Below are 21,516 nucleotides of genomic sequence, written 5' to 3'. Positions count from 1 at the left end.
TCGGTCGCGCATGCCGGCGTCCGGGGGCTGCAGGCCAACCGCAGCGGCAGGGCCGCCATGCTGGTGATGCCCGACGCCGCAAAGGCGCGTCCCGAGCGATGCCCTGCGGCGAGCCGGGCGCCGTCGGCCTTAAGCGAAACCCAAGCCAATCATCAGCAAAGCGTAAGATTGCCTTGGCAAGGTGGCGCCACTTTCGGTAAACGGCGCCGGCCCTGCCATGACGCTCACCGTCACCCCGTCTCCTGCCCTCCACCAGTCATCCAGACCCGCGCCGCTGCATGGCCGCCTGAATGCCCTGCGCCGACGGGTGGCCGCGCTGCTGGTGCGTCATCTGCTGCCGCCTGGTTTCCGCGGCGTGGGTGCAGGTCAGCTGCCGCGCGCGGGCATCCACCGCATCCTCGTGTGCCGTCCCAACCACCGGCTCGGCAATACGGTGCTGATGATGCCGCTGCTGGCGGAACTCGAACGCCATTTTCCAGGCGCCGAAGTGGACGTGTTCGGTGCCGGCGATGCCGCCCGCGACGTCTATGCCGGCTTCGGTACCCTGGGTCGACTCTGGTTGCTGCATGCGCATGCCCTGGCCCATCCACTGGCCACGCTCGGCACGCTGCGCCGCCTGCGCCGCCGCAGCTACGATCTGGTGATCGACGCCGCCAGCGGCTCCACTTCCAGCCGCCTCGCCGCGGCGTTGGTGCGGGCACGCTTCCGCCTGCTGGTGGGCGAGGTCGAAGGGCCGCGTCCGGCCCACCTGGCGGCCCGGCCGGTCCACGCCCTGCGCTGGGCGCTGGGTGCCGACCCCTCGCTGCCGTTGCCGTCTCCGGATCTGCACCTTGCTCCCCACGAGCGCGCCGAGGGCCGTCGGGCGCTACTTCAGGTGCTGGGCGCCGACCCCGCCGAACGACCGGTGCTGGTCGTGTTTCCGAATGCCACCGGCAGCAAGCGGCTGCCCGCCGACTGGTGGCGTGGCTTCCTGGATGGCCTGCTCCAGCGCATCGGACCGCACCACATCGTGGAGCTGGTCGCCGCCGACGGCGTGTCCCGGCTGGACAACGCCTATCCGACCTATTTCACCAGCGACCTGCGCCGGCTCGCCGCCTTCATCGACGCCGCCGGAACCTACATCAGCGCCGACTGTGGCGTGATGCACTTGGCCGCGGCCACTTCGGCGATCACGATCGGGCTGTTCCGCAGCACCGACCCGCGGCGCTACGCGCCTTACGGCGCGGGCAAGGTCGGCCTGGTCTGTGCCGATGATCCACAGCTGACCGCGACTGAAGTGGCCCATTACCTGGAAACGCAGCGCGGTCCGTGCAGGTCCGCGATGGCAGGCTGAGAACCCCAAGGCGGGAAAGCCCAAAAGCCCTGTCGGCCGGCGAGCTCGCAACCCCCGACTAACTTGCCGCCACCGGTTTTCGCCTGCGCCGCGGAAGCCCGTCACGCCGCAACGTCCACGTCGCGCCCTATCGCGCGATCTCATCGCCCCCGGAGTGTGGCGTTTCGTCCAGTGCCTCGTGCAGACGCCGTGCATAGGCTGTGGCAAGATGCCGGGTGCCTGATTTTGGCAAGGGGGCCAGATCCAAAGTGTTCCGGCGCAGGACAACCCGGCGTTTCGTCGCGTGGCTGGCCATCGCCGCGCTGTGGTTGCTTGCGGCCGCACCGACGTTCTCGCGGGTTTTGGATGTCGCCCCAGACTGGCCGGAACTCGGTGCGTGGTGCACCAGCCATGGCCTCGACCTGCATCATCCGGACGCGCCGTCCGACCCCGCGCACCTGGACGCATGCGGCTACTGCACGCTGTGCAGCCACAGTCCGCTGCTCGACGCGCCGATCGTGGCGCTGCCGACGCCGCCGTTGCCGGCCATGTCGGTGCCGTTGGTCGATCGCCAGGCCGGCCCTCCGACCGTTCTCGTCCTCGCCGCCCGCCCACGCGGGCCGCCGCTGCTGATCCGTCCCGCCTGATCGCCGCCCGACGCGCTGCCTAGCGCGTCGCCCGCGGCTGGCCCTCGACCCTGCCGATAGGACTCCGCCTGGCGTTGCACCAGGCGGGATCGGCGTGCCGAGCCTCCACCGTCGCCTCGCGACGGCTAAGAACCGCTCAGGACCATCAGCCCATGGCTTCGCCCATCACCCGCGGCGTGCGCGCCGCGCTGCCTGCCGCGCTGCTCGCCGCGACGGCTTCCTTCGCACACGCCACCGACCTGCCCTCCGACCAGGTCACCACTTTGAGCAAGGTCAAGGTTTCCGCCAGCGCGCACGCCGCGCAGACGGCCAAGCCCGTGTTTCCGGCCACCGTGGTACAGGTGACGGCCGAGCGGATCGAGACCACGACCAACGCGGTCGACGTGGAGGACGCGGTCAAATACCTGCCCAGTCTGTTCGTGCGCAAGCGCAACTACGGCGACACCCAGCCGGTGCTGGCCACGCGCACCTGGGGCGTCAATGCCAGCGCGCGTTCGCTGGTCTACGTCGACGACGTGCCGATCTCGGCGCTGATCGCCAACAACAACACCATCGGCGCGCCGCGCTGGGGCATCACCGCGCCCGAAGCGATCGATCACGTGGAGATGCTCTACGGCCCGTATTCGGCGGCCTATGCCGGCAATGCGCTGGGCGGCATGCTGCGTCTGGTCACGCGGCTGCCGGAGAAACCCGAGATCAGCGTGCGCCAGATCGTGGCGGTGCAGGACTTCGACCAGTACGGCACCCACGATCATCTCTCCACCAGCCAGACCAGCCTGAGCGCCGCCGGGCGCAGCGGTCGCTGGGGCTGGCTGTTCGCCGCCAACGCGCAGAACAGCTTCAGCCAGCCGTTGTCCTACATCACCGCCGCGAGCTTTCCCTCGGGCACCCGCGGTGGCTACGTGGCGCTCAACAAGACCGGCCAGCCTGCCGACGTGCTCGGCGCCGGCGGGTTGCTGCACACCCGCCAGCTGAATCTCGACGGCAAACTCCTCTACGACATCACGCCCTGGCTCCAGGCCAGTTATCTGGTCGGCTTCTGGAGCAACCATGGCCATTCGGCCGTCGACACTTATCTCACCGATGCGCAAGGCCGGCCGAGCTACGGCAAGACCGGCGGTTTCGCCAGCAACACCTATCGGCTTGCCGCGCATCATCTGATGCAGGCGGCGACGCTGAAGTCCGACACCAAGGGCGACTTCGACGGCGAGGCGGTGCTCACCCACTACGCCTTTCTCAAGGACAACCAGTGGTCGCCGGCCAGCGTGCTGGCCGGCGACACGCTGAGTTCCAACGGCCGCCTGGCGAGCTATGCGGGCACCAACTGGAGCACGCTCGACCTGAAAGGTCTGTGGCGGCCGCAGGGCTACGGCGGCGCGCAGGAGATCGCCTTCGGCGCACACGGCGATCGCTATGAACTGGACAATCCCACGCGCAACCTGGCCGACTGGCGCGACCCGGACAGCGTCGGCACGCTGTATGCGGCAGGCGCCGGCAAGACACGCACGAACGCCCTGTGGCTACAGGATGCCTGGCGCTTCGCGCCGGCCTGGCTGCTCACCGTGGGTGGCCGCGAGGAATGGTGGAAGGCCAGCGACGGCTTCAATGCCAGCGGCAAGGTCATGGTGCACCAGCCCACGCGTCGCGCCGATGCGTTCTCGCCCAAGGCCACGCTGCAGTGGGATGCGGCACCCGACTGGCGCGTGACCGGCTCGCTCGCCAAGGCGGTGCGCTTTCCCACCGTCGGCGAGCTCTACCAGCTCGTCGCCACCGGCTCGACCTACACCTCGCCCAATCCGGACCTGAAGCCCGAGCGTGCCCTGAGCGGCGAACTGGCGATCGAACATGCCATCGCGCAGGGACTGGTGCGCGTGTCGCTGTTCCAGGAAACCACCCGCGATGCGCTGATCCAGCAGACTGCCTTCCTCGCCGGCTACACCGCGCCGGTGAATTACGTGGTCAACGTCGACAAGGTGCGCAACCGCGGCGTGGAGCTGGTCGCACAGCGCGAGGACGCGCTGGTGCGCGGGCTGGAACTGGCCGGCAGCGTCACCTTCGTCGATTCCACCATCCTCAAGGACGATGCTTTCGTCGGCACCAACGGCAGCACCGCGCGCGGCAAGCATGCGCCCTACGTGCCGCGCTGGCGGGCGACGGCGACGGCCACCTACCGGCCGAACGCGGATCTCGCCTTCACCCTGGCCGGGCGCTACAGCGGGCCGCAGTACTCGACGCTGGACAACAGCGACCATGTCTCGCGCGTGTTCGGCGCGTTCGACAGCTTCGTCGTGTTCGACGCGCGCGTGCAGTACCGGCTGAGCGAACATCTGACCGCCGCGCTCGGCGTCGACAACCTCAACAACCGCAAGTACTTCCTCTACCACCCGTTCCCGCAGCGCACGGTGGTGGCCGATCTCAAGTTGAGCCTTTGAGGAGACGCGCGATGCTCGCCTGTCTGTTCGTCTGCGGCGTGCTTGGCGTGGGGCAGGCGGTCTTCGCCCTGCGCCTGGTCTGCCGGCATGGTGTTGGGGCGCGCCGATGAATCCCGCCGCCTACCGGATGTTGTGGCGCTGGCATTTCTATGCCGGCCTGTGCTGCCTGCCGTTCGTGCTGTGGCTGGCCTGCACGGGCTTGATCTACTTGTTCAAGCCGCAGCTCGAACCACTGCTGGAACGCCGCTACGCGCACGTCACCGACGCGCCGCCGCAGCCGGCATCCGCGCAGGTCGCGGCCGCACTCGCCGCGGTGCCGGGCACGGTGCTCAACGCCTACGAGCTGCCCGCATCGCCGCACGCCGCCGCCCGCGTGCTGCTCGGCCGCGGTGGCGAGCTGATCCGCGTCTATCTCGATCCGGCTTCGTTGCACGTGCTCGAAACGGTGCGCGAGAACGACCGCTTCATGCGCGTGGTGTTCCATCTGCATGGCGAGCTGAAGCTCGGCACCGCCGGCTCGCTGCTGATGGAACTGGCCGCGTCGTGGACCATCCTGCTGCTGCTCACCGGGCTGTATCTGTGGTGGCCGCGCGGTCGCGGACTGGCCGGCGTGCTCTACCCGCGGTTGCGTCGCGGCGGCGCCACCGCCTGGCGTGACCTGCACGCGGTGACCGGCATGTGGGTGTCGCTGTTCGCGCTGTTTTTCCTGGTCTCCGGGCTGCCGTGGGCCAAATCCTGGGGCGGCCTGCTGCGTGATCTGCGCCAGCAGGTCGCCGCCGCACCGGTGGTGCAGGACTGGACGATCGGCAGTGCCGACGAGCGTGCCCGCAACGCGCTGGCGAACACGCCGCCCGACGAGCACGCGATGCACGCCATGCACGGGTCCGGCGCGCTGGCCGGAACGCTCGATCCGGCCGTGCTCGACCGTGTGCTGCCGGCGGTGCGCGCGCAAGGCCTCGCGCCGCCGGTGTTGATCGCGCCGCCCTCGCGCCGCCAGCCGGCCTGGAGCGCACGTTCGGAAGCCGACGATCGAACGCGCCGCGCCGATCTCACGCTCGATCCTGAGAGCGGCGCGGTGATCGGCCGGATCGACTTCGCCCAGCGGCCGCCGCTGGACCGACTGATCGGCTACGGCGTCGCCGTGCACGAGGGCGCGCTGTTCCCACCGCTCAATCAGATCCTCAATGCCGCCATCGCGCTCGGCCTGATCGCGATGGTCATCGCCGCCGCCGTGCACTGGTGGCGGCGGCGACCCCACGGCGCGCTCGGCGCACCGATGCTGCCCGAACGCGCGGGCCATCCGGCCGGATTCGTCGGCCTGCTGATCGGGCTCGGCGCGCTGCTGCCACTCCTGGGCGCATCGCTGATCGCGGTGTACGTGCTCGAACGTCTGCTGCTGCGCCGCCTGCCCGCGGCGCGGCGTTTCCTCGGCCTGCGGGCCGCTCGCTGATCCACCCGAAAAAGGAGTCCTGCCATGTCACGCAACACCTTGCTCGCCGCCCTGCTCGGCCTTGCCTTCACCGGGCCGGCCCTTGCCGCCCAGGCCGATCACGTCAAGGTCGAACACGCCTGGATCCGCCAGCTGCCCGGCGACCTGCCGGCGGCCGGCTATGCCGACCTCGTCAACGAGGGCGATGCGCCGGCGGTGCTGCGCTCGGCGAGTTCGCCCGCCTTCGCCAGCGCAATGCTGCATCAGAGCAGCCACGAGGGCGGCATGAACCGAATGAGCATGATCGATCACCTGGACATTCCCGCGCATGGCCGCGTCAGCCTCGCGCCGGGCGGCTATCACGTGATGCTGATGGACCCCGCCAAGCCGCTCGCGGTCGGCCAGAAGGTGCCGCTGCGTTTCGAGTTCGCCGACGGCAGCACGCTCGAAGCCAACTTCGAGGTACGCGCCGCCAACGCCGGCGGTTGAGCCGTCCAAACCATGCGTGACGCGCGGCGGATGTCGGCTGCCGCGCGTCTTTCTGCCGCCCCCTCGTACAAGGAACCTTTCGTATGCCGCGTCACTGTTCGCCACGCCTGGCCTTGAGCCTGCTTGCGCTCGCCATCGCCCAGGCCGTCCACGCCAGCGGAGAGTCACCCCAGGTCGATGGCAAGCCCGTCGTCGAGCTGTCCAAGGTGCTGGTCTTCGCCCCGGACGAAAACCTGCGCCAGTTGCTGGGATCGCCGCTGCGGCCTGCCGATCTGCCGGCACGCCGCGCGGCCAACGCCGACACGGCCAGTCTGCTGCGCGACATTCCCGGGGTCAGCCTGCGCGCCGGCGGCGGTTTTTCCAGCCTGCCGGTCATCCATGGACTGGCCGACGATCGCAACCGTATCCTGCTCGACGGCATGGATCTGTCGTCCACCTGCCCGAATCACATGAACCCGGTGCTCGCCAACATCGCCCCGAGTGACGTCGGCGCGATCAAGGTCTATACCGGTGTCTCGCCGGTCAGCGTCGGGGGCGACAGCATCGGCGGCTCGATCCTGGTCGACACGCCGCCTCCAGCGTTTGCCGCGCCCGGCGAGGCCGGCATCCTGAACGGCGAGGTCGGCACCTTCTACCGCAGCAACGGCGATGCCCATGGCGCCAATCTGCGCGCCAGCTATGCCACCGAATCGTTCAACATGAGCTACAGCGGCAGTGCTGCACAAGCCGACGACTACAAGGCCGGCGGGCGCTTCAAGTCCTTCGTGCTGAACGCCGCGGCGCCGCACGTGGCTCCCCGCGAAGTCGGCTCGAGTGCCTACAAGACACGCGACCAATCGTTCGGCATGGCCTACCGGCACGAGAACCAGCTGCTCGAAGTCAAGTTCGGGATTCAGCACGTGCCCTACGAGCAGTTTCCGAACCAGCGCATGGACATGCTCGACAACCATGAGAAACGCTTCAACGTGCGCTATCTCGGCCAGTTCGACTGGGGCTCGCTGGAGGCGCGCGCCTATCACGAGAAGGTCGACCATCACATGGATTTCGGCGCCGACAAAGTATCCCAGTACGGCATGCTGATGCCGCCGATGAACACCACCGGCGGCGTCTATCCCGTCGAGGGCATGCCGATGAACAGCGCCAGCCGCACCGATGGCGTTTCCCTCAAGGCGGATCTGGCCTTGAGCGGGCGCGATCATCTGCGCCTCGGCACCGAGGCCCAACGCTATCGACTCGACGACTGGTGGCCGCCCTCGCCCGATTGCGGCGTCGGCCGCTGCATCGGTGGCATGGCGCCGCTCACCTTCTGGAACATCCACAACGGCGAGCGCGACCGCCTGGCCACTTATGCCGAATGGCAAGCGGCCTGGACGCCGCAATGGATGACGCTATTCGGCGTGCGCTTCGAGCACGTGCGTACCGACACCGGCGACGTGCAGGGCTATAACACCAGCACCACGCCGCTCAACACCGGCATGATGAAGAACATGTACGAGACGAGCTCGGTCGGCACGCGTGCGGATTTCAACGCCATGGACCGCAGCCGCGGCGACGACAACCTCAATGTATCGGCGCTGCTGCGCTACACGCCCGACACCCATCAGAGCTACGAATTCGGCCTGGCCCGCAAAGTGCGTTCGCCCAATCTGTACGAGCGTTACGTGTGGTCGCGAAGCTCGATGACGCTGGAGATGAACAACTTCATCGGCGATGGCAATGGTTATCTCGGCAACCCAAACCTGAAGCCGGAAGTCGCCTACACCGCCAGCTTCACCGGTGACTGGCACAGTAGCGATGAAGCCTACGCGCTACGCGTCACGCCCTACTACACCCGTGCGCTGGATTACATCGACGCAGTGCAGTGGAACGCCGCCACCAATCAGCCGGCCAGCACGCGACTGCGGAACCAGTTCGTCATCCTCAAATGGATGAACCAGGCGGCCCGGCTCTATGGCATCGACCTGAGCGGCCAGCTGCCGCTCGCCGACACCGCCGCCGGCCACTTCGGCCTTGCCGGCGTGGTCACCTATACCCGCGGACGCAATACCGATACCCACGACGATCTCTACGGCATCATGCCGCTCAATGCCAGGCTGAGCCTGACTCATCGCCAAGGTCGCTGGGATGACGCGCTGGAAATCGTCGCGGTGAAGGCCAAGCACGACGTGTCCGAAATGCGCAACGAGATCTCCACGCCTGGCTATGCGCTGGTCAACCTGCGCGGCAGCTACGGATGGGACAAGGTGCGGCTGGATGTCGGTGTGGAGAACCTGTTCGACCGCCGCTACGACCTGCCGCTCGGCGGCGCCTATCTCGGCGAGGGCGCCACCATGTCGTTCAACAAGGAAGCCGGCGGCGCCTCGCTGTGGGGCACCGCCGTGCCCGGCCCGGGACGTTCGGTCTATGCCAGCCTCAGCGTGAAATTCTGAGGCGACAATCGAAGCTGCGGGGAGACGGGCAAGGGACCGCTTTTGTCCCGGCGCGGGCCTGGTGTAGAACTTTAGGCCCGCTGTTTTTGCAATCCGTTCGTGTCATGCACCAGACGCCTTACCTGATCCGCCTGGCCGAGGACGATGACGATTTCATCCTCGGCCTCGCCCCGCGTTTCGTGGACTTTCCCCTGCCCGCATGGCGTCGCCGCCACGAATGCATCGCGGGCATCCGCCGCGAACTGTCGCGTCATCTGGAAGAACAGCCGCCCAACAGCTTCCTGTTCGTGGCCGAAGACGAGGGCGGCGAACCCGTCGGCTTCATCCATCTGCAAAAAACCCAGGATTTCTTCACCGGCCAAACCAATGGCCACATCGCCGATCTCGCGGTGGCACGTGGCCATGAAGGCCGTGGCGTGGGCCAGGCCCTGCTCGCCCATGCCGAGGCGTGGGCACACGAGCATCGCTGCGCGCTGCTGACGCTGGCGGTCTTTCCGGGCAACGAGCGCGCCCGTGCGCTCTACGAGGCGGCCGGCTACGGGATCGATCTGCTGCGCCTGGCCAAGCCCCTGCACTGATCGCAAGGGCCCGCGGGAACGCCACAAAAACCCCTCCCACCGATTCCCCATTACATCCCAGCGACGGCGAGGTGACAAGATCTTGACGCGTCGCAACATGGCGCCATAGCTTGAATTGCGTCACAGCGCGGGGAGTTCTGCTGCGACGCGTCAGCTTCATGGGAAATCCCATGCCATCGAAAACGCGGAGGAGAAGCCATGTCCACACGTATTGCCAGGCGCCGTCTGACGGCCGCCATCGTGCTGTCCTTGATCCATGCCACGGCCGCGCGCGCGGGTGAGCCCGGGGCCGACGAGGCCTCCACCCAGCCGAAGGAAATCAAGCAGCTGCAGCAAGTCGTGGTGACGGGCACGCGCACCACCACGCGCACCGTGGCCGAATCGCTGTCGCCGATCGACGTGCTCACGCCGAAGGACCTCACCGCGACCGGCAGCACCGACCTCTCCAGCGCACTGGGCAAGATCCTGCCCTCGCTGGATTTTCCCCGTCCTGCCATCAATGACGGCAACGACGCGCTGCGGCCGGTGACGCTGCGCGGCCTGTCGCCGGATGACGTGCTCGTGCTCCTGGACGGCAAGCGCTATCACACTTCGGCACTGGTCAACTACAACTCCGGCGTCGGTCGCGGATCGGCGCCGGTCGACCTCAACTCGATACCGATGTCTGCCATCGACCACATCGAGGTGCTGCGCGATGGCGCCGCCGCGCAATACGGTTCCGATGCCATCGCCGGCGTGGTCAACATCGTGCTCAAGAAAGGGGCCGGGGAGGGCAGCAACAGTATCACCGCCAATGGCGGCGTCATGGACAAGGGCGATGGCGACCAGAACGGCGTGGACGGATCCGTCGGGGTCTGGCTGGGTGCCGACGGCAAGGGCGGCAAGGCCCCGGGGTGGGCGCGGCTGTCGTGGAATTACCAGAACGCCATGGACACCAACCGGGCCGAAAACCGGGACCGTTCCACCACGCTGCCCGGCGCGCCCAATCCGGGCGGCATTCCCTATGAGCGCTACGGCGACCCTGCGGTAAAGACTTACCAGGCCCTGCTCGATTTCGGCTACAACCTGACGCCAGGCGTCGAGCTCTACGGCTACATCAACGGCAGCAAGCGCAACGTCACCTCGAACGGCTATTACCGCGCCTGGGACAATTACCGCAATACCACCGCCATTTACCCCAACGGTTTTCTGCCGCAGATCGTCAACCACACCAACGACGTCGCGGCCGTGCTCGGCCTGCGCGGCACGACCGGGAACGGCTGGCGCTGGGACGTTTCGGCCGACCACGGACAGAACCATCTGGTTTTCGATATCGACCATTCGCTCAACATCAATGAATGGTATTCGCGCGGCTATACGCCCACCTATTTCCGCGCCGGTCGCTACAGGACCAAGCAGGACGTGGTCAATGTCGACATGAGCAAGGACCTGTCATGGGGTTTCCTGCCCAACCCGGTCACCCTGGCCTTCGGCGCCCAATACATGCGCGATGGTTACGGCATCGACGCGGGCGACCCCGATTCGTATTACTTCGACCCCCACGCCACCTACAGCGGCGGCGTCTACCCGGGAGGTTCGCAGGTTTTTCCCGGCGTCACGCCCGACATCGCCGGCAACTGGGCCAGGCACAGCAAGGCGGCCTATGCCGATCTCGAAACCGACCTCAGCAGCAAGCTTTCCGCCGGCATCGCCGCTCGCTGGGAAGACTATAGCGACGCCGGTTCCACGCGCTCGGGCAAGCTCTCCGTGCGCTACCAGCTGACCGACAGCTTCGCGCTGCGCGGTACCGCCAGCAACGGTTTCCGCGCACCCTCGCTGGCCCAGCAATATTATTCGTCCGTTTCAACGCTGATCCAGAACGGTCATCTGGCGCAGATCGGCACCTACCGCGTCTCGGACCCGATCGCCATCGCCCTGGGCGCCAAGCCACTCGGCCCCGAAAAGTCGGCCAATTACGGTCTCGGCGCGGTCTGGCAGCCATTGGAAGACTTCAACGCCACGCTCGATCTCTACCAGATCCGCATCTGGAACCAGATTCTCTATTCCGACCAGATTCCGGTTTCCATTCCGGGCAGCGATGTCACCGGCGCGCAATTTTTCGTCAATGGCGCGACCACCCGAACGCGTGGTGCGGACCTGATCCTCAATTACCTGTGGGACCTGGACCGCTGGGGCAAACTGAACCTCAACACCAGCGGCAATTACAACAAGGTCAAGGTGCTGGACATTTCAACGCCCGCCTTCGGCCGGGCCAGTGCCGGCCTGCTCACCGATGCCACGCCGCGCACGAAATACGTCATCGGTGCCGACTGGACACTCGATGCCTTCAGCCTGCATGGCAACCTGACCCGCTATGGCGCCATTACCCGCATCGGCGATACGCATGAAGGCGATCAGCGGTTTTCCGCGCGCTGGCTGCTCGATCTGTCGGCGAGTTACCTGTGGGACGGGTTCACCTTCACCGTCGGCGCGGACAATCTCACCAACCAGTATCCGACCAAGGTGGCGTTGAACAATCAATACGACGACCGCGCAGACGGCCTCCAGTATTCCTCTTTGTCGCCCTTCGGCTTCAACGGCCGCTACTGGTACGCCAAGGTCGCCTACCGGTTCTGAATCAATGAAATGAAACGGCCGGCGTCTTCATGGGCGCCGGCTTCGGCTGGTTTTTCACGGGAGGTTTTATGTGCAATCGCAACCCGGTACGGCCATGATGGATTTCTCACCGACCCGCCGTCAGTTATTGCGATGTATTGGCCTTGCGGCAGGCAGTGCCGCGATGTATCAGGCGATGAGCAGTCTGGGACTGGCCAGCGAGTCGCCATTCAAAGGCCGGCCGAAACTTTCCCCCGCGCCGCCGGGCACTTCGGTGCTGATCCTGGGCGCCGGCATTGCCGGCATGGTGGCCGCCTATGAATTGCAGGCGGCCGGCTACAAGGTGCAGATCCTCGAATACAACGCCAGGCCCGGCGGCCGCAACTGGACATTGCGCGGCGGCGATGCCTATACGGAACTCGGCGGCTTCCACCAGCAATGTCAATTCGACGACGGGCAATACGTCAATCCGGGCCCCTGGCGCCTGCCCTATCACCATCACGGCATCCTGCATTACTGCAAGGTATTGCGCGTGGCATTGGAGCCTTTCGTGCAGGTCAACCACAACGCCTATCTGCACGGCGAAAAGGCATTCGGCGGCAAACCGCAACGCTATCGCCACATCGCCGCCGATTACCGCGGGCACGTCGCCGAACTGCTCGCCCAGTGTGCGCAACAGCGCCGTCTGGACGACAAGGTCAGCGGCGAAGACCGCGAGCGGCTGCTCGAATCCCTGCGCGAATGGGGCGCACTGGATGCGCAAAACCGCTACGTCGCCGGCAAGCTGAGCAGCAACCGCCGCGGCTACGAACGCGACCCCGGCGGCGGCTTGAGTGCCCGTCCGCAACCCTCGGTGCCGCTGTCGCTCGACGACGTCCTCGATTCCGGACTCTGGGCGATGCTGACCGCCGGCGACAACTACGAGATGCAGACCACGCTGCTGCAGCCGGTGGGCGGCATGGGCCGGATCGGCGAGGCATTCGCCCACGCGCTCGGGCCGATCATCCGCTACCGCGCCAAGGTGGTCGACATCCACCAGGACGAGCATGCCGTGCACGTGACCTGCGAGGACGCCTCGCGACCGGGCAGCACGTTCACCGCGCAGGCGGACTGGTGCGTCAACACCATCCCACTGTCGATCCTGAGCCAGATCCCGATGAACGTAGGCCAGCCCATGGCCGACGCCATTGCCGCCGTGCCCTATGCCGCTGCGGTCAAGATCGGCCTGCAATTCAAACGCCGCTTCTGGGAGGAGGACGAGCACATCTATGGCGGCATCAGCTATACGGACCTGCCGATCACCAACATCAGTTATCCCAGCTACGGTTTTCACGGTCGCAAGGGCGTGCTGCTGGGCGCCTACATGTTCGGGCTGAATGCGATGGAGTTCACCGCCATGCCACCCGATCAGCGCGTTCGCCTGGCGGTCGAATACGGCAGCCGCATCCATCCCCAGTACGCCCGCGAGTTCGAAAATGGCATATCCGTGGCATGGCATCGCTCCCCTTTCACCATGGGCTGCTTCGGGCTGTGGTCGGAAGCCTCGCGCACCGCCCATTACGATGACTTGTGTCAGATCGACGGTCGCATCGTGCTGGCCGGCGAGCACGCCTCCTACATCCCCGCCTGGCAGGAAGGCGCGGTGACCTCGGCGATCGACGCCATCACCCGACTCCACCAGCGCATCATCTCGCCCGGAGCCGCCGCATGATCCAGCCTCGACGCAACATCGGACTTCTGGCGATCGCCATGCTCCTGGCCGGCCTTCCGGCACGCCTTCCCGCCGACAACGCCGGCCTGATGCGGCCGGTCGACCTTGCCGACACCCACGATGGCAAGACCATCTATCACGCGATCTGCCAGGGCTGCCACATGCCGGATGGACAGGGCGCCGTCGGCGCCGGACGTTATCCGGCGCTGGCCGGCAATCCCAAGCTGATCTCGGCACCCTACGTGGCCGCGGTGGTGCTCTATGGCCGCCACAACATGCCCGCATTCGCCCCCAAAGCCCAGGAGGACAGCGAAAACCGCTTCCTGCGCGGAACCACCTTGAGCGATGCCCAGATCGCCGAAGTGGTCGATTATGTGCGTAGCCGCTTCGGCCCACACGATGGGCAGACGCTTTCAACCGCCGATGTGGCGGCCTTGCATGTATCACTCTGACCTTTAAGGAGCCTCCCCGTGCCTATGCCGATCCGCTCAGCCATGACCAGCCTGCTGCTGGCCAGCGCCTTTGCAGCCAGTGCCAGTGACGTCGTCCGTCACAAGATTCCCGATAGCGATTTCCCGATCTCGGCCGCGGTGGAAGTGCCAGCCGACAAGACCCTGGTTTTCGTGAGCGGCATGGTGCCTCCGGTCGTCGACACCAAGGCGCCGAAGGATTCGCCCGCGGCCTATGGCGACACCCGTACGCAGACGATCGGCGCGCTCAGTGCGATCGAGAAAACGCTCAAGAGCATGGGTCTGGGCATGGGCGATGTGGTCAAGATGCAGGTCTTCCTGGTCGGCGATGCCGCCCACGGCGGACGCATGGACTTCGCCGGCTTCATGCAGGGCTACCGGCAGTTCTTTGGCACGCCCGCGCAGCCGAAACTGCCGGCCCGCTCCGCCATGCAGGTGGCCGCGCTGGCCAATCCCGGTTACCTGGTCGAGATCGAGGTGATCGCGGCACGCCCGTAAAAAGCGCTCCGCGCTCGCCCAAGGCGCCCCGACAGGCCCAAGCGGGGGCTAAAGGCCAGGGCCGGTGCCGCGGCACCGGCCCTGGCGGAAGTTTCTTGAAACCCGCAGGCTCAGTTGCGCGTGGCGAGCGCCTCGGCCTCTTCGCGGGCCTCCAGGAGGCGCGTCAGACGATCGATGTTGGGCAGCGAGAGCAGGTGGGCGTAGATCCAGCCGAGCACGCCCTCGGCCAGGAAAGTCTGGGCGGTCTGCGCATCCAGCCGGCGCAGACGCTCCTCGCTGACCACGAACAGGCCGTTGAGATTGATCGCCTTGCCCTGCTTCTCCAGCCGGATGTTGCGCGGCTCGAGCAGGTCGTGCTTGCGCAGCTGATCCATGAACCAGCGCGTGCGCGCCACGTGTTGCTGGAATTCGCCGAGGAAGGCGACCGCGCGGGACAGTATCTCGCTGTCGCTGCCGTCCTCGTTGAACAGCCGCTCGCCCTCCTCGGTGCCGAAGCCCTCGAAGGCCTCGTCCAGGAACACGGTGAAATCCTCGCCCTCGGTGCCTTCGGGCTTCTCGGCCAGGATGAACGGATAGCGGCGCACGAAAGCGGGTACGTAGACGTTGGGCATCCACTGTCCCTGTGCGTCGACCAGCAGGTTTTCCTCCTGGCGCAGCCCCAGGAGCGCCATGGGGCCCGCGTCCTCGACCCGTTCGCCGGCGAAGAGGATCGGCACGTCGCGCGCGGCCAGCGGGAATTCCACGCCGGTCAGCGGCACCGAGTGCGCCTTGGCGGCAAAGCGCATGCTGGGAATGCCCTTCATGCGCAGGTCCTTGTGGACGGTACGGTTGAGCGGTACCGGACGCTCGTAGAAAAGCACTTCAGCCACGTTTTTCGTTCCTTCAAGTGAAAGGATCGCCGCGCGGGTTTGTCCGCCGGCGCCCCCGCCGGTTGCGGCGTTCGGTTTTTTTCAAACCGCCGACTATAGCAGCCGGGCGCCATCGCGCCAGCACCAGGGCACGGCCGGCCGCGCAAACCGGCGGAATTGCCATGGGATTGCCAAGATTTATGTTCTAAGCTCGCATCTGGCCGACATCGCCGTCACGCTCTTCGCGATCGGAGGGACGCAACGCATGCTGATGGGAGTGAACCGCCGGGGCGACCTGCACGCGACCCGCCTGCTCGCGCTGGACGCCAGCGGCCGCATTCTCGACTGGATCAGCTGGCAGGAAGCCGTCTGCCTCTACGTGCGTGGCGTGGTGGCCTGGACCGTGGGCGAGCCGTGCCTCACCGTGCACGGCGGGCACAACCGCCGGCTCGACGCGCAAAGCCGCATCGAGCTGCACCCGATCATCGCCAGCACCGGCCATTGCCGCGATCATGCCGCCGACCCAGCGCCGGCGCTGACCAACGCCGCGCTGTTCGCGCGCGACCGCTACCTGTGTCTGTACTGCGGCGGCCACTACAGCCGCGGCGAACTCACCCGCGACCACGTGCAGCCGGTCTCGCGCGGCGGTCGCGACGAATGGGAAAACGTGGTCAGCGCCTGCCTGGCCTGCAACCTCAAGAAAGGCAACCGCACCCCGCAACAGGCGCACATGCCGCTGCTGGCCGTGCCTTACCGGCCGAGCTGGGTGGAACACCTCATCCTGTCCAACCGCAACATCCTGGCCGACCAGATGGAGTTCCTGGTCAGTCACCTGCCCCGCGATCGTCGCGCAGCACACGCTTGACGCGCAGCACGTCGTCGAGCACGTCATCGGCGGCCTGGCTGGCGGTGGCGCGGTCACTGGAGCGTTCGGCCAGGGTGCGGTAGTGCTTGCGGAGGCGTTCCAGGCTGGCCTCGTCCAGATCTTCCAGCCCCAGCAGCGCGTTGTGCGCGTGACTGCTGCGTATCAGCTCGTCCAGCTTGATCTGTACCGCCGCCGAGTCTCGGTTCTGGGCGTTCTGGATCAGGAACACCATCAGGAAGGTGATGATGGTGGTGCCGGTATTGATGACCAGCTGCCAGGTATCGCCGAAATGGAACAGCGGCCCGGTGGCGGCCCAGATCACCACCACCAGCACCGCGCCCATGAAGGCGGCGGGTTTGCCGGCGGCGGTGGCGGTGGCATTGGCGAAACGCTGGAACAGCGAAGGCGCGGACATGGTGGGCCCGGGGTCGACCGATGATGGCGCGCGAGCGTGCCGCGGCCGCTGTCTGCGCCCCGTGCAGACGGGCTGAACGCCCTGCCTACGGCGCCGCGGCCACCCTTGCCCCGGCAGGGCCGCGGTCCAACAATAGCCCGATGGACACTCTTTCCCGCTATCCGCGGCTGGCGCACATCGACTCGCCGGCCGACCTGCGTCGCCTGTCCGACGAGGAACTCCCCCAGGTGGCCGAGGAACTGCGCGGCTACCTGATCGAATCGGTCGCCAGCTCCGGCGGTCACTTCGGCGCGGGGCTGGGCGTGGTCGAGCTCACCGTCGCGCTGCACTACGTCTTCGATACCCCGCACGACCGGCTGGTCTGGGACGTGGGTCATCAGTGCTATCCGCACAAGATCCTCACCGGCCGGCGCGACCGCATCACCACGATCAAGCAGAAGGACGGCCTGGCACCGTTCCCGCGCCGCGAGGAGAGCGAGTACGACACCTTCGGCGTCGGCCATTCGTCCACCTCGATCTCGGCGGCGCTGGGCATGGCCATCGCCAACCAGCGCCGTGGCGACCGGCGCAAGATCGTCGCCGTGATCGGTGACGGCGCGATGACCGCCGGCATGGCCTACGAGGCGATGAACCACGGCGGCGACGTCGATGCGGATCTGCTGGTGATCCTCAACGACAATGGCATGTCGATCAGCGAGAACGTCGGCGGGCTGACCAAGATGCTGGCGCGCCTGCTCACCAACCGCACGCTCAACAGCTGGCGCGAACGCGCCAAGCGCGCCATTCCCAAGCAATCGCTGATGGGCCGCTTCTTCAAGCGCTGGGAGGAGCACGCCAAGGGCATGTTCATGCCCTCCACGCTGTTCGAGGAACTCGGTTTCCACTACACCGGCCCGATCGACGGCCATGACCTGCCACAGCTGCTGGCCTCGCTGCGCACGGTCAAGCAGCTGCCGGGGCCGCAGCTTCTGCATGTCATCACCACCAAGGGCAAGGGCTATCCGCCCGCCGAACGGGCGCAGATCGAGTACCACGCGGTGGGCCCGTTCGACCCGCAGGCCGGCGTGGTGAAGAAACCGGGTACGGCCAGGCCCACCTACACGGACGTGTTCGGCGACTGGCTGTGCGACATGGCCGCCGCCGACCCGCGACTGTTCGGCATCACCCCGGCCATGCGCGAGGGTTCCGGGCTGGTGCGCTTCTCCAGGGAATACCCCGAGCGCTATTTCGACGTCGCCATCGCCGAGCAGCACGCGGTGACGCTGGCCGCCGGCATGGCCTGCGAGGGCGCCAAGCCGGTGGTGGCGATCTATTCCACCTTCCTGCAGCGCGCCTACGATCAGGCCATCCACGACGTCGCCCTGCAGAACCTCGACGTCACTTTCGCCGTCGACCGCGCCGGCGTGGTCGGCCCGGACGGCGCCACCCATGCGGGCAGTTTCGATCTCTCCTTCCTGCGCTGCCTGCCGAACATGGTGGTGATGGCGCCGGCCGACGAGAACGAATGCCGGATGATGCTCACCACCGCCTTCGCCTATCCCGGCCCGGCGGCGGTGCGCTATCCGCGCGGCACCGGGCCCGGGGTGGCGGTCGCCAAGGCGCTCGACACCCTGCCGATCGGCAAGGCCGAGCTGCGTCGGCGCGGCCGCGGCCTGGCCCTGCTCAGCTTCGGCGCCATGCTCGCGCCAGCGGCCGAGATCGCCGCCGAACTCGACGCCACGCTGGTCAACATGCGCTTCGTCAAACCGCTGGACGAGGCGCTGATCCTGGACATCGCCCGCACCCACGAGGCGCTGGTCACGCTGGAGGACAACGTGATAGCCGGCGGCGCCGGCTCGGGCGTGGCCGAATGCCTGGCCGCCCATGGCATCGTCATGCCGATCCTGCATCTGGGCCTGCCCGATGCCTATCTGGAACACGGCAGCCGCGAGGAGGTGCTGAGCCTGGCCGGGCTCGACCTGCCCGGCATCCGGCGTGCGATCCAGGCGCGCTTTCCCGCCTATTTCACCGCGGCGGCATACCTGGGCTGAAAAGTCCTCACCAGCGGCCGATCGCCCGCTGCACCAAGAGGCTGCTCACCGCCACCGCCGCCCACACGCCGAGGCCGAGCAGGATCGGCTTCGGTCCGGTCGCCACCATCTTGCGCAGGTCGGCGGAAAGCCCGATCGCGGTGAGCGCGACCACGATCAAGAACTCGGCCAGCGCATGCAGCGGCGCCAGCAGCGTGGCCGGCAGCCAGCCTGCCGTACGCACGCCCGAGGCGACCAGGAACCACAGGATGAACCACGGAAAGATGCGCCCGAGGTGCAGATCGGTCGCGCCGCGCCGCCTCGCCCGCGCGGCGGTGGCCAGCGCCAGCACGATGCAGATCGGGATGATCAGCGTGGCGCGGGTCAGCTTGACGATGGTCGCGTAGTCGCCCGCCGCGTGGCTGTAGCTGTAGCCCGCGGCCACCACCGACGAGGTGTCGTTGATCGCGGTGCCGGCCCACAGGCCGAAGCCAAGGTCGGAAAGATGCAGCAGATGCCCGAGCGCCGGAAACAGCAGCACTGCGACCAGATTGAACAGGAAGATGGTCGAGATGGCGAAGGCGGTGTCGTGCTCGTCCGGCTTGATGATCGGCGTCACCGCGGCGATCGCCGAGCCGCCGCAGATCGCCGTGCCCACGCCGATCAGCAGCATCAGCTTGTCGTGCACGCCGAGGAGGCGGCCGAGTCCCCAGGCGGTGAGGAACGCCACGCTCATCGTCGCCAGTGTCACCGACAGCGACTCGAGGCCGGTCCGCGCCACCTGGTCGAGGCCGAGCCCGAAGCCGAGCAGGACGATGGACGCCTGCAGCACCTGCTTACCGGCGAAACGGATGCCGGCAGTGAAGCGCGCGCCCAGGGACAGCGTGTTGCGCAGGGCGATGCCGAGCGCGATGCCGATCACCGGCCCGCCGAGCAATGGAAACCGATGCCCCAGCACATGGGCGAGTGCGGCGATGGCCACGGCCAGCGCCAGCCCCGGCAACACACCGCGCCGGGTGGACCCGGAAAGATTCATGGCGCACTCCGCAGGACAGATGTCGCACGGCGTATTCTCCGCCTGGCCATCCTTCAGTAAAACTTTGTATGTTTGATAGGCTTCATCAGGTTTTCTGATGCTCAACATCAGCGCACGCCAACTCGCCGTGTTCGTGCATACCGCGTTGCTGGGCAGCCTGCGCGCCGCCGCCGCGCACGTGCATCTCACCCAGCCGGCCGCCAGCATGGCGCTCGCCGAACTGGAACGGCAGCTCGGCACGCCCCTGTTCGACCGCATCCGCGGCCGCTTGCGGCTCAACGCACGCGGCCGCGAACTGCTGCCGCGCGCGCAGGAACTCCTGGAGCGCCATGCGGAACTGGCCAGACTCGGCGCCGATGACGCCGCCCTCACCGGCGAACTGCGGCTGGGCACCAGCAACACGGTCGGCAACTACCGCGTGGGCGAACTGCTCGGCGCGTTCGTGCACGCGCACCCGCAGGTCTCCGTGCGTCTGCGCGTATCCAACACCGCGACCATCGTCGCCGCGTTGCTCGACCATGCGCTGGACTTGGGCTGCGTGGAAGGCCCGGTCACCCATCCGGCGCTGGAAGTGCGGTCGTGGCGCGACGACGCGCTGGTGGTCTGCGCGCCGCCGGCACATCCGCTCGCCGCCCGCAAGCGGCTGAAGCCTGCGCATTTCGCCGGCGCGCGCTGGGTACTGCGCGAACCGGGCTCGGCCACGCGCAGCTTGAGCGAGCGCGCCCTGGCCGCGCTGCCGCCCGGCGAGACGGTGCTGGAACTGGATCAGACCGAGGCGATCAAACAGGCGGTGATCGCCGGCCTCGGCATCGCCTGCCTGCCCGCCGTGGCGGTCGCCGCCGATGCCGCCGCAGGCCGGCTCTGCGTCCTCAAGACGCCCTTCCTCGACCTGCACCGCAAGCTCTCCGTATTGCTGCACCGCCGCGCCTATCGCGGCGCAGTGCTGGAGGCGTTCCTCGCCACGCTCTGACCAGGGCGCGTGACGCGGGAACCCGGACTCGCCGTGGCGGGTCGCAAGCATCGTCGCCCGACGAGAACGGAGGGAACCCATGATCTTCGACGGCAGATCCGTGCGGGCCGCCGGAGGACGCATCTGCCTGGCTCGCCTTGCTGATCGCTCTACACGGCGCCCTGCTGTTTTGTCTGTGGATGCCGATGCCGACACCCGACAGTGCCAGGCTGCCCGCTGCGGGCGAATACGGTCAGACGCTGCGCCTGCGTCTGCTGCGTTCGAGCAGCCCGGCGATTATCCATCCGCCGCGGACGGTCCGCGCGCCTCGCATCAAGTCACGCCTGCCGCACGCCGGGGGAGAAGCGCAGCCCGCCGGCGGGACACGAGGTCGCCCCGCAGCGATAGGCTCCGCGTCCGGCACTGCGGACGAACAGCCCACCGGACCCGCACAGGTGGCACCCACGCCGGAGGGTTATGTCGCCGGCGGCCGCGCGTTCGACCAGCGTCTGCATGCCGCGGCGCCAGCGATCCGCCTGCCGGGTGCGTTGGTCCCGGGGGCACCCCATTTCACCATGGTCGATCCGCGTACGCAGGGTATCGCCGGCATCATCCATGTCATCGGCGGCCTGACCGGCGCGATCGATCGTCACTGTCTCGACGTCGCGGTCTGGGACGGCATGACGACGCAGGAGCGCATCGCGCACGGCATCGATGACGACACGCTCACGCGCACGGCCGAGCGCTACGGTTGCCGGCGCCGCTGAGCGCCCGCGGAAGGGCTCGGCGCAAGGGTCATGGGCA

Annotated in this window: 18 protein-coding genes; 15 read left to right on the top strand and 3 right to left on the bottom strand. The window is 67.3% G+C overall.

What is annotated here, in order from left to right; genetic code table 11:
* Positions 1-217 precede the first annotated feature (217 nt).
* From ALSL_RS03915 to ALSL_RS03865, 11 genes are all read left to right on the top strand, one after another.
* Complete coding sequence (locus ALSL_RS03915) at positions 218-1,333, top strand: glycosyltransferase family 9 protein (protein WP_126536623.1); 1,116 nt, start codon at positions 218-220, stop codon at positions 1,331-1,333.
* Positions 1,334-1,581: 248 nt separating this feature from the next.
* Positions 1,582-1,959: a DUF2946 family protein gene (locus ALSL_RS03910; RefSeq protein ID WP_161970926.1), complete on the top strand. Its 378-nt coding sequence runs from the start codon at positions 1,582-1,584 to the stop codon at positions 1,957-1,959.
* Between the two features lie 152 nt (positions 1,960-2,111).
* Positions 2,112-4,391 (top strand): TonB-dependent receptor, encoded by a 2,280-nt coding sequence (locus tag ALSL_RS03905; protein ID WP_126536619.1) that lies wholly within the window; start codon positions 2,112-2,114, stop codon positions 4,389-4,391.
* 106 nt (positions 4,392-4,497) lie between these two features.
* A complete protein-coding gene (locus ALSL_RS03900; RefSeq protein ID WP_126536617.1) occupies positions 4,498-5,841 on the top strand; it encodes a PepSY-associated TM helix domain-containing protein in 1,344 nt (447 codons plus the stop codon).
* A gap of 24 nt (positions 5,842-5,865) precedes the next feature.
* Complete coding sequence (locus ALSL_RS03895) at positions 5,866-6,309, top strand: copper chaperone PCu(A)C (RefSeq protein WP_126536615.1); 444 nt, start codon at positions 5,866-5,868, stop codon at positions 6,307-6,309.
* An 83-nt stretch (positions 6,310-6,392) separates the two neighbouring features.
* Positions 6,393-8,738, top strand: a complete 2,346-nt coding sequence (locus tag ALSL_RS03890; RefSeq protein ID WP_126536613.1) for a TonB-dependent receptor — start codon at positions 6,393-6,395, stop codon at positions 8,736-8,738.
* 104 nt (positions 8,739-8,842) lie between these two features.
* Entirely contained in the window at positions 8,843-9,316 is a 474-nt protein-coding gene (locus tag ALSL_RS03885) for a GNAT family N-acetyltransferase (RefSeq protein WP_126536611.1), read from the top strand.
* Between the two features lie 198 nt (positions 9,317-9,514).
* Positions 9,515-11,932 carry a TonB-dependent receptor plug domain-containing protein gene (locus ALSL_RS03880; protein WP_126536609.1) on the top strand — a complete coding sequence of 806 codons (2,418 nt, stop codon included), beginning with the start codon at positions 9,515-9,517 and terminating at the stop codon, positions 11,930-11,932.
* Between the two features lie 94 nt (positions 11,933-12,026).
* A complete protein-coding gene (locus tag ALSL_RS03875; RefSeq protein WP_161970964.1) occupies positions 12,027-13,622 on the top strand; it encodes a flavin monoamine oxidase family protein in 1,596 nt (531 codons plus the stop codon).
* A complete protein-coding gene (locus ALSL_RS03870) occupies positions 13,619-14,074 on the top strand; it encodes a c-type cytochrome (protein ID WP_126536607.1) in 456 nt (151 codons plus the stop codon). Before ALSL_RS03875 ends, ALSL_RS03870 begins: the two co-directional genes overlap by 4 nt.
* A 42-nt stretch (positions 14,075-14,116) precedes the next feature.
* Positions 14,117-14,590: a RidA family protein gene (locus ALSL_RS03865; protein WP_425479005.1), complete on the top strand. Its 474-nt coding sequence runs from the start codon at positions 14,117-14,119 to the stop codon at positions 14,588-14,590.
* Between the two features lie 110 nt (positions 14,591-14,700).
* Here ALSL_RS03865 and ALSL_RS03860 read toward each other — a convergent pair whose 3' ends face one another.
* Complete coding sequence (locus ALSL_RS03860; protein WP_126536603.1) at positions 14,701-15,459, bottom strand: SapC family protein; 759 nt, start codon at positions 15,457-15,459, stop codon at positions 14,701-14,703.
* A gap of 244 nt (positions 15,460-15,703) precedes the next feature.
* Between ALSL_RS03860 and ALSL_RS03855 the strand changes: the two genes are divergently transcribed.
* Complete coding sequence (locus ALSL_RS03855) at positions 15,704-16,303, top strand: HNH endonuclease (RefSeq protein WP_126536601.1); 600 nt, start codon at positions 15,704-15,706, stop codon at positions 16,301-16,303.
* Here ALSL_RS03855 and ALSL_RS03850 read toward each other — a convergent pair.
* The gene (locus ALSL_RS03850) at positions 16,263-16,718 is read right to left on the bottom strand and encodes a low affinity iron permease family protein (RefSeq protein ID WP_126536599.1); all 456 of its coding nucleotides are present in this window, start codon (positions 16,716-16,718) and stop codon (positions 16,263-16,265) included. The genes ALSL_RS03855 and ALSL_RS03850 overlap by 41 nt on opposite strands.
* Before the next feature lie 140 nt (positions 16,719-16,858).
* Between ALSL_RS03850 and dxs the strand changes: the two genes are divergently transcribed.
* Positions 16,859-18,748: a 1-deoxy-D-xylulose-5-phosphate synthase gene (gene dxs / locus ALSL_RS03845; RefSeq protein ID WP_126536597.1), complete on the top strand. Its 1,890-nt coding sequence runs from the start codon at positions 16,859-16,861 to the stop codon at positions 18,746-18,748.
* Between the two features lie 7 nt (positions 18,749-18,755).
* On the opposite strand, the gene ALSL_RS03840 is transcribed toward dxs, so the two are convergent.
* Entirely contained in the window at positions 18,756-19,763 is a 1,008-nt protein-coding gene (locus ALSL_RS03840) for a YeiH family protein (RefSeq protein WP_126536595.1), read from the bottom strand.
* A gap of 97 nt (positions 19,764-19,860) precedes the next feature.
* Here ALSL_RS03840 and ALSL_RS03835 point away from each other — a divergent pair, with 97 nt between their 5' ends.
* A complete protein-coding gene (locus tag ALSL_RS03835) occupies positions 19,861-20,733 on the top strand; it encodes a LysR family transcriptional regulator (protein WP_126536593.1) in 873 nt (290 codons plus the stop codon).
* Positions 20,734-20,918: 185 nt separating this feature from the next.
* Entirely contained in the window at positions 20,919-21,479 is a 561-nt protein-coding gene (locus tag ALSL_RS03830) for a hypothetical protein (RefSeq protein WP_126536591.1), read from the top strand.
* Positions 21,480-21,516: the final 37 nt, after the last annotated feature.

It is taken from the genome of Aerosticca soli (assembly GCF_003967035.1).
GTDB classification, from domain to species: Bacteria; Pseudomonadota; Gammaproteobacteria; order Xanthomonadales; family Rhodanobacteraceae; genus Aerosticca; species Aerosticca soli.
Note: the sequence above shows the minus strand (reverse complement) of the source record. Positions and strands in the feature narration are given on the sequence as shown.

Excerpts from the sequence above, each read along its gene's own strand:
- ALSL_RS03915 (WP_126536623.1), top strand. The coding sequence starts at position 218 with ATGACGCTCACCGTCACCCCGTCTCCTGCCCTCCACCAGTCATCCAGA.
- ALSL_RS03905 (WP_126536619.1), top strand. The coding sequence starts at position 2,112 with ATGGCTTCGCCCATCACCCGCGGCGTGCGCGCCGCGCTGCCTGCCGCG.
- ALSL_RS03900 (WP_126536617.1), top strand. The coding sequence starts at position 4,498 with ATGAATCCCGCCGCCTACCGGATGTTGTGGCGCTGGCATTTCTATGCC.
- ALSL_RS03895 (WP_126536615.1), top strand. The coding sequence starts at position 5,866 with ATGTCACGCAACACCTTGCTCGCCGCCCTGCTCGGCCTTGCCTTCACC.
- ALSL_RS03890 (WP_126536613.1), top strand. The coding sequence starts at position 6,393 with ATGCCGCGTCACTGTTCGCCACGCCTGGCCTTGAGCCTGCTTGCGCTC.
- ALSL_RS03885 (WP_126536611.1), top strand. The coding sequence starts at position 8,843 with ATGCACCAGACGCCTTACCTGATCCGCCTGGCCGAGGACGATGACGAT.
- ALSL_RS03880 (WP_126536609.1), top strand. The coding sequence starts at position 9,515 with ATGTCCACACGTATTGCCAGGCGCCGTCTGACGGCCGCCATCGTGCTG.
- ALSL_RS03875 (WP_161970964.1), top strand. The coding sequence starts at position 12,027 with ATGATGGATTTCTCACCGACCCGCCGTCAGTTATTGCGATGTATTGGC.
- ALSL_RS03870 (WP_126536607.1), top strand. The coding sequence starts at position 13,619 with ATGATCCAGCCTCGACGCAACATCGGACTTCTGGCGATCGCCATGCTC.
- ALSL_RS03865 (WP_425479005.1), top strand. The coding sequence starts at position 14,117 with ATGACCAGCCTGCTGCTGGCCAGCGCCTTTGCAGCCAGTGCCAGTGAC.
- ALSL_RS03855 (WP_126536601.1), top strand. The coding sequence starts at position 15,704 with ATGCTGATGGGAGTGAACCGCCGGGGCGACCTGCACGCGACCCGCCTG.
- ALSL_RS03850 (WP_126536599.1), bottom strand. The coding sequence starts at position 16,718 with ATGTCCGCGCCTTCGCTGTTCCAGCGTTTCGCCAATGCCACCGCCACC.
- dxs (WP_126536597.1), top strand. The coding sequence starts at position 16,859 with ATGGACACTCTTTCCCGCTATCCGCGGCTGGCGCACATCGACTCGCCG.
- ALSL_RS03840 (WP_126536595.1), bottom strand. The coding sequence starts at position 19,763 with ATGAATCTTTCCGGGTCCACCCGGCGCGGTGTGTTGCCGGGGCTGGCG.
- ALSL_RS03835 (WP_126536593.1), top strand. The coding sequence starts at position 19,861 with ATGCTCAACATCAGCGCACGCCAACTCGCCGTGTTCGTGCATACCGCG.
- ALSL_RS03830 (WP_126536591.1), top strand. The coding sequence starts at position 20,919 with ATGCCGACACCCGACAGTGCCAGGCTGCCCGCTGCGGGCGAATACGGT.